Consider the following 7,808-nt stretch of genomic DNA (forward strand, 5'->3'; position numbering starts at 1 on the left):
GCCTTTGGCTGTCTTTTGAGCGTCTTTTTCAAGCGTTTCTAATGAGCCACCTGCTTTTTTTGCGGAATTGCTTAGTGCGTCTAAATCTTTAGATGCAGTTTTGACTTGAGCAGTATCAACGCGAAAGCCTAAATTGAGTATATCAACTGCCATTTATTTATCCTTTTGCAATTCCGTTAGAGCCACTCTGTCCAGCAATTTTAGCAAATCTAACTCCCATTCGTGCATTTTAATTTCATACAAGAGGCTAAACGCTAACATCTCTTGATAGCTTATGGGTGAGGCAGCCATCCCCGACTGCCTTGTATTGTGCAATTTAATAAACCAATCCCAAATATAAAAAAGACTTTCGGGCATTGGCGGTATGCCCCATTCCTCATGGGGTACACCTGCTGAAATATAATGCTCTCGAACTGTGTGCTTTTTATCGCCTGATAGCCGATTAAGCGCAAATTCTGCCTTGCAGTATTCAACTAGCTCCGCTACAAGGCTTTCGTGAAATTTGCAGCGTTATCGCTTTCCTCAATAACAGCATCCACCCAATGCGGATTAGCTTCAAAAGCAAGCTTCAAAATGTCTTTTGAATACTCTTGCTTAACACCTTGCCAGCCAGTAACGCGCACCATTGCGCCCTCAATGTTTTGCTCGCGCAACTCGTCAATAGACTTAGATGCTGCCTCTTTGCCTTTACGTTTTGCAATATCATTCTCGCGCTGGTACTCGGCAAAAATACGCTTTGACCATTTTTGTACTGGCTCTGCGTACCGACCTAGCACTAAAAATACCACACCTGTATCTTGCCCATCAGTTGTTTTCATAGACAACGTCATGGCAATTTCAGCTTCTTTTACCGCATTAAAGGCGGTTATATCTACTTGCTTTGTCATATCAATAGCCCTTTTGCGCCCTTAAGATAGCCAATGACAGGGCAGAGGGCAGCTGCCTTTTCGCGCAAGCTAGTCATGGCTAAACTGTTATAAAGTTGTGTCCTGAATTTGCACCGTTGTTGGTTCAACACCAACTGCGCTGCCTGTGTACTCAAGAGCTGTTCCTGAAAACGAAACAATCACGACTTTTTCGCCATCATCAGTAGATGACGAACCAAATTTAACGCGAGGTAAATGAATACTGAACGCGTTAGTTTTGTCTGAACTCATTAACACATAAGTTAAGCTCACTTCGGTTTCTGCATTGAAGTAATTTAAAATGGTGTTGTTTTGGAATATCGCAGAGCCATCAACTGTAACTGATACTTTGCCGCGTGATTTAGCACCAATCGCATTTGAGCCAATTACCGCCTCTTGTGTAATGTTATTCGCTACGTTAATAGTCAAACTGGTAACAACGCCATTCGCTACGCCATCAATAAATAAATAGCCGTCAGGTGCAGAATAAATGCCTTCGGCTGTAATTGCGGTAGGTGAAGTGAAATAGCGTGTACCAGTAGCTGCTTCGCCATCTTTACCAACAAAGCCAAAGTCAACTGTTGCCAATGAATTAGGCTGTAATGACAGCCCCATTGTGTCAACTTGTTGACCTAAGAATGTGCGGCTAGACTCAATATCACTATACCATTCCTCAAACGTAAAGCTGTCGTCTGTGTGTCCAGTTGCAGGTACATAGGTTTTTTTACCTTTGCCTAATACTGTTACAGAGTTGCCAGCCGCTTCCGTACCTTTGGTTTGCCCAGCTAAAGCTGAAACAGTTAGAACTGTCGCAGACATAGCCGTAATCAATGACAAGCCATTATTGCCAGCCGTAGTGAAGCCAGTTACATTGACCACATCACCCACATTAAAGCCGTCAGTTACAAAACTGCCGCCTGAACGTACATAAGTAGTTGAGGTTGCTGAAATAGTGATAACCGAGCCAGTTGTAGAGCCAGCCGCGAAGTCTTGACGCAATGCTGCCGCCATAAAGTCCTCGTAGGCATTGCCTGATAACTCGCCTGATATTGAGCCGCTAGACTTGCGTGTGCCATGACGCATATCGCGAACTTGTTGAGAACCTAAAATCTCGCTTGATGCGTATGTGTCTTTTTCAAGTTGAAATGAACCAGTTACGCGGCGAAGCAAAATCCCGCTTGGGCTGCTTGCCGTAGCTTTGGTTCCCCATGTCGTTTCTTTTTTGTAAGCTATGTGCTTATTGATACCTTGTGCAGATGCCATTTTGTTTCCTTTCCTTTCAAATATAAGCCCTTAAGGGCGATAATTACTGCCTGTTAGGGCTTACAACACTTCCGCATAATAGTTAATAGATATGGGCAGAACATAATGCTTATCCGTCTGCACAGCCGTTCCAACAGTAGGTGTCGTCATTACTTTTACAACCAAGCCACTTTCAGTCATGGATAACCCGCGACTAAAATGGCTCTTTAGTGCTTCCGCTTTTGCATGAGCAGTTCCTCTGCCCTTGTTAAGCGGATAAAACAACATCACTTCAAAAAAACCAACTTCTCTGTAGTACGCGCCACCTATAGTTGGATTTTCGGGCGGTGCTGGTAAAATTCTCACGCGCTGAAATGGTACACCCTCAACTGGCGTGTAAGTTACATTTTCATAAGCAGTATCTATATTGCTGGCAATCGTAGCCAGTTTCTTTTCAAACGCTGCGCTTATTTTTATTAAGCTCATTTTACCACCTTGCGCGCTATATTTTCAAAAGCACTCATTACAGTTTGGTAGGTTACTCTAATGAACCCATGCGGGGCTTGTCTTGAATACCCATTAATTGTTTTGAGTCCGTCCCCATAAAGCCCATATTCCAGCATGGGCGTATAAGGCAAATTATTGGTTATCCAAATAGCATCCCCTACCTTGAGCTTAGATAACGCGCCCAAAGCCCGCGCATGAGGCTCAGCACCCGTTTTATCGGGCGGATATTCAGCTAAATTAGGCGAATTAATGCCAACATTCCAATTCCCTTTTAATCTGCCAGTATCTACAGGGCTCATTTTAACAACGCGCTGCTCTAATTCTAAGGCAAGAGCTTTAGCAACATTCGCTGCATTAGCTTTTGTTTTGCCCATAATCCTATTTAGGTCAAAAGTTAATGAATTAGCATCAGCCCCAATCATTTACGCACCTGCAATTCATAAAGCACATTGACACCAGCAGGTTCAATTGCTTTAACGCCCACAACATCATAAACCGCTGCGCCCACAGTAAGCCTGTCTGCAACACTCGGCACAACTGCCATTTGAATAAATACTTGCTGGTCGTCTGCTTTAATTAAGCTATCTTGCGCGGCTTTTAAACCATCCCCATAGGGCAAGATAACCCCTTTATCTGTGGTTGCGCTGCTGGTAGAGCTATTTTCGCCAGTAGTAGCATCATAAGTGCCAACTAGGTACTTTGTTAGCGTCATAGACTGACCAAAGCCAGTTAATAAGCTGCGCGCTGTAGCCTTTAGAGCTGCATAATTCATTTGCGAACAACCTCGCGGTTGAACGAGCTGCTTAAAAAGGGCGCAAGCAAATTATCAATTGCGCGGTATTTAGTATAAGGCTGTTTAGTATTGTCCCAAGTAACCTCTAAAGCACCCACCTTTTCGCTTGTAGCAAGCCTTGTTACGTCAGGCGATAAGTCAGCCGTTGACGCGCGCAAGGCTAAATCAGCGCAAGCATTAGCAACTTCGGCTGGCACGATATTGTTAGCATAAAAAGAGAATTGGTTGAGGTAGGTAAAATCTTTGCGCGGTATCTCGTCTCGCGGGAAGCTTAACGCCTGTGTTTCTGTATGGCGATAACCGATAAAGCGCAAGCGATAAACTTGCTCAATGTAGTCAGTAGCCTTGCGAAGCGATTGCTCTTTAACGGCTGTTGATAACGCTGCCCATGCGGTATTGCCGCGATTAGAGTGGTAAGCGTCAGTATCTGCAACACCGACATAGCTTTCGGCATTAACTAATCCAGTTCCGTTTTCAACGATTAAGCTCATGGCAGTCCTTAGAGTTGAGTAACACCAGCAGAAAAGCCCCGCTAAGAGCCTTTCCACTTGAGCTACTTAACCCAATAAAACAGCCGCGAAGTCAGGTTTCCACATTTTAACGCCCCATGCAGCAGAAACGTTAAACATTGCTTTTTGGAAGCCTTTGTAAGCACGAACTTCGTACACTAGACCTGAATATGGGTCTTGTACTGTCATTGCATCCACCGCGCTATCGCCACCGTCAGGCATTGCTGGTGCGCGAATAGCTAACTCTAAAGCGGATTTTTGGAATATTACGTTACGAGTTGAAGCACCCACGACTGTCATAGCCGCATTGTCAGCAACCGCTTTGCGTAAGCCAGTTGCAGCCAAAGTAACCACGTTGGCAGCTAAAGCTGTGCCCACAACATATTTGTTGGTGTCGCCAGCAAAAGTAACTACATCACCAGCTAAGACTGTGCCTGAACCTGTGTCAACTGTAATAGCAGTTGCGCCAATTGCATAACCACCGCCAGCGTTCACTAAATAACCTGAACCAGTTCCGCTAGATGGTGCTTGAATTTTGCCTGACTCTTTAAGCATCATGCCTTGTAAATCTAATAAGACACCATTGCGTAGCAATTTGTCGTTACCAGCTTCATTAGCTTTTTGCAATTGAGCCAGATTGCGTAATTGTGCGCCAGCCGTAGTGTTCAACACCATTGTAATGTCAGACATTGGGCAGCCGTTATCAACTAAGATTTTACGCACTTCAGCAACATCATTGAAGTTAGAACCAAACGGAGTTGTGCCAGCCGTACCATAAGCGCGTGAAGCACCTTGATAAGCTGCAATCGCTAAGTCAGCTTCAATTTCGTCAGTTAATGTGCGGATTGCTTGTTTGATTTGGTCGCCATAAATGGTTTCATAACCTGAACCATTGTTAGCGTGTTTAATATCCTCGCCAGTCCAAGGTATTTGAACTCCGCGAGATTTATTAATAGTAAGCGTTTTACTATCAACAGTTTGGTCTGCGCCTTCAGGCACAGTCATAGATGGTGTGTTGTCAACCGCGCTAACTGCTCTTGTAAAATGTGAGCGAATTGTGCCGTTTAGAGCAACACGTTCAGAGCCATCACCATTAATGGTGACAGAGGATGTAATGCCAGTAAGTTCACGACCTACTGTGTCGGCTGCTTTGTATAAATCGGCAGCTAGGTTGGTTAAAATGTTAGCCATATATAGTCCTTGTCTATTCGACCAGTCTATATCCGTCCTTGACTAACGTGGCTCTCTCGAACTGTGTTTTTGCATCAAAGTCAGACCTAGACATAATCTTGGTTTGAGAATTTGTGTTACCGCCTTGCGCGCCACCGCCTAGGTTAATATCAGCAGCTACAAAATGCTTTCCTGTTTCGCTTGTAGCCCATTCTTTAACAAAGTCGCCTAGCACTTTATCACCAATCATGGCTTGGTAAATACCGTTGTCCACCTTGATTGTGGCTTGCATTTTCAGCAATGCCTTCGCAGCATCCATGAGTTCGGTCTTAACTTTGCTTTTAGCAAGCGAGTCAGTTAAATTGGCATCCAACAAATAAGTGGTAAGTGCGCTATCTTTTTCTTTAATCAATCCCGATAGCCGTTCCACTTCTTTTTTGCCTAACTTGCCTTCGCTTTCCAGTTTACTAGATAACTCTGAAACTTGAGTTTGTAGATTAGCATAATCCTCAGGGTCTATATCACCACCTTTAGCTCTAGCTTTAAGCTTAACTAAATCAGCCTTAAGCCCCCTGTTGCTTTCCTCTACTGCCTCAAATTTACTTAAAAAATCGTCTAGCTTAACTTGTGTTAATTCCTCTAACTTCATTTGATACCCCTTTACGGCACAGCCGTTAATTTAAGCCACAGGCTCATTGCTTCGCGGCACAGCCGCATATCAAGATATGTCAGCACAGCTAACAAATCTCGCCCTAAAAAATATTATACGCCCTATTTTTAAATTTAATCAAGAGGGGGCTTATTTATGACTGTTTCCATAAAATAAGCCCTAGTGATAGGCGCATAATCGTCAATGTCCCCATAAGCGTGTTTATAATAGCCGTTTTTATCCCATGCGGTTATTCTTGGTAAACCACCGCCAGCGTCAAACACGATTAGCTGGTTATCACCATCCAAACCCATTTCAAATGTGGCGTTTTCGTGGATTTGGCTAATTAATGTTTTTATATCCATTATCTTTGCCCTTTTAAGACTTGTTCCCACACCTTATTATACACTAATTCCATATTGTTTTCGGCATTTTTTAATGCCACCAGCTCCTCTACATAAAGCGGTCTATTTTTTCTCGCCGCTTTTAGCTTTCGCGCAACTTTATAATCTTTATGGGCAATATGCTTTACCTCTAAAATTTGGCTTAGGTTTATCTGAATTTCTGCCATACCACCCTGATTGTTGACAACCATATTCACATCACGATAGCCGTAGCTAGAGGGTGAGCCCTCTTGCAGCCAATTCCTCAATTTAACCAAAGTACCATATTTCGCTTGCGTTTTCGCAATCACATTTTCAACCTCACTCAAGCTCTTAACCTCAATCGTTGCGCGAAGCAAATCTTTTACTTTTGTGGGGTCGCCATCGTAATCGTCAATAATTTTCTCAACTGTCCTTGCTGTTCCTTTAAGTCTGGCTGTTTGAGCAACCGCGCCAACTGACTCGGCTAATTTTGCAACATCAGCATCAAACCCATCCTTGTTTTTAGCCGCCACTTCATACATAGCTCGCAAAGTATTGCGCGAGGCTGCTGGCAATTGAAGCAAATCATTTGAAACAAGGCTTTCGCCTATGTAATACTGTTTAACATTACGAACTTTCAACTGGTCTAGCGTATAGACATGACCAGTAGGGCTAACAAACTTATCAAGCGGCAAATTGCCTTCTCTAAATATCTTGGCTTTAGCCACACCTAAAACCTCATTCTGTCTTGCGACTGATTGCTTTTTAAGCCATTGCTGATAGGTTGTTTTGGCTGGCACTTGCCCATCCATTGATGCTCTTGTGCCTTCGGGCAATTCAACATCTAGCCCAAGCTCTTTAAATGACTTAACAACTGCCACATATCTGCTACGACATCTAATATGGGCTGGAAGAGCAGGGCGCGGCTTGCCTATTTTGTAAAAATTGCCATCTCTACTAGCGCACAATTCTGTAGTCCGCGTGTCTAGCGTAGCGGTGTAGCGATAGCCCTTAAGCACGCCCTCATTAGCTTCGTACAAAGCCGTTTGAGCTACATTGGCGGTGTGAGCAATTGCGGTGATAACAACCGACTCTGCATTATGCCGCGTAATATTAATTAAGCCGTCAGTATAATTTAAGGCTTTTGTGCCTCTAATTTTTCTAACAATCTCACCAGTAGTTTGGCTTTCAATAAAGCCTATACGCACAGCATCACGAATTAATGTAGCCTTTTGTAGCGACATTCCTGCCAAAAACTCGCTTAAAAACCTACCCTGAAAGGGCGCAGCCATAGCGGCTGCATAAACAGCTTCATGCGAAATAGGCAAAAGCTTTACTGGCTGAACGCTATTGAGTAAGCCCTCTTGATAAACAAGCTCTGCTTCGGTGAAGCCCTGCAGCTCGCTCTCAAGCGAGTCGGCAAGATTGCCATAAGCATTGTGGTTGATATTATTAACTGATTTTAATAAGGCATTTATTCTGCTTAATTTTTCAGGGCTAGGCGTTACCTTTTCTAGCTCAAGCGTTAATTTTGCAAATAAGTCCTCGTCTGCTTGGTTAAGCAACTTGACCATTTTACGCGATACACCATTGCTATATCCCAAAACGTCAATAGCATGAGCTATCTCTTTATTTAAAAGTGCTTCATTGACGCTCATTGTTTACCTA

General features: G+C 43.6%; 11 protein-coding genes. All 11 read right to left on the minus strand.

The window, feature by feature from the left end; all coding sequences use genetic code 11:
* Positions 1-153 precede the first annotated feature (153 nt).
* The 11 genes from AC1YY3_RS12440 to AC1YY3_RS12490 all read right to left on the minus strand — a co-directional run bounded on the left by AC1YY3_RS12440 (position 154) and on the right by AC1YY3_RS12490 (position 7,798).
* Positions 154-357, minus strand: coding sequence for a phage tail assembly chaperone (locus AC1YY3_RS12440; RefSeq protein ID WP_482194526.1), 204 nt, complete (start codon positions 355-357; stop codon positions 154-156).
* Between the two features lie 125 nt (positions 358-482).
* The gene (locus tag AC1YY3_RS12445) at positions 483-887 is read right to left on the minus strand and encodes a hypothetical protein (RefSeq protein ID WP_482194527.1); all 405 of its coding nucleotides are present in this window, start codon (positions 885-887) and stop codon (positions 483-485) included.
* 87 nt (positions 888-974) lie between these two features.
* Positions 975-2,168: a phage tail tube protein gene (locus tag AC1YY3_RS12450; RefSeq protein ID WP_482194528.1), complete on the minus strand. Its 1,194-nt coding sequence runs from the start codon at positions 2,166-2,168 to the stop codon at positions 975-977.
* Positions 2,169-2,228: 60 nt separating this feature from the next.
* Entirely contained in the window at positions 2,229-2,633 is a 405-nt protein-coding gene (locus AC1YY3_RS12455; RefSeq protein WP_482194529.1) for a DUF4128 domain-containing protein, read from the minus strand.
* A complete protein-coding gene (locus AC1YY3_RS12460; RefSeq protein ID WP_482194530.1) occupies positions 2,630-3,076 on the minus strand; it encodes a hypothetical protein in 447 nt (148 codons plus the stop codon). Before AC1YY3_RS12460 ends, AC1YY3_RS12455 begins: the two co-directional genes overlap by 4 nt.
* Entirely contained in the window at positions 3,073-3,426 is a 354-nt protein-coding gene (locus AC1YY3_RS12465; protein ID WP_482194531.1) for a hypothetical protein, read from the minus strand. The genes AC1YY3_RS12460 and AC1YY3_RS12465 overlap by 4 nt, the downstream gene beginning before the upstream one ends.
* Positions 3,423-3,938, minus strand: a complete 516-nt coding sequence (locus AC1YY3_RS12470; protein ID WP_482194532.1) for a DnaT-like ssDNA-binding protein — start codon at positions 3,936-3,938, stop codon at positions 3,423-3,425. The genes AC1YY3_RS12465 and AC1YY3_RS12470 overlap by 4 nt, the downstream gene beginning before the upstream one ends.
* A gap of 66 nt (positions 3,939-4,004) precedes the next feature.
* A complete protein-coding gene (locus AC1YY3_RS12475) occupies positions 4,005-5,147 on the minus strand; it encodes a major capsid protein (RefSeq protein ID WP_482194533.1) in 1,143 nt (380 codons plus the stop codon).
* 13 nt (positions 5,148-5,160) lie between these two features.
* Positions 5,161-5,775: a hypothetical protein gene (locus AC1YY3_RS12480; protein ID WP_482194534.1), complete on the minus strand. Its 615-nt coding sequence runs from the start codon at positions 5,773-5,775 to the stop codon at positions 5,161-5,163.
* Positions 5,776-5,909: 134 nt separating this feature from the next.
* A complete protein-coding gene (locus tag AC1YY3_RS12485; RefSeq protein WP_482194535.1) occupies positions 5,910-6,140 on the minus strand; it encodes a hypothetical protein in 231 nt (76 codons plus the stop codon).
* Positions 6,140-7,798 carry a minor capsid protein gene (locus AC1YY3_RS12490; protein WP_482194536.1) on the minus strand — a complete coding sequence of 553 codons (1,659 nt, stop codon included), beginning with the start codon at positions 7,796-7,798 and terminating at the stop codon, positions 6,140-6,142. The genes AC1YY3_RS12485 and AC1YY3_RS12490 overlap by 1 nt, the downstream gene beginning before the upstream one ends.
* Positions 7,799-7,808 lie beyond the last annotated feature (10 nt).

This window comes from Methyloglobulus sp. (assembly GCF_964779595.1).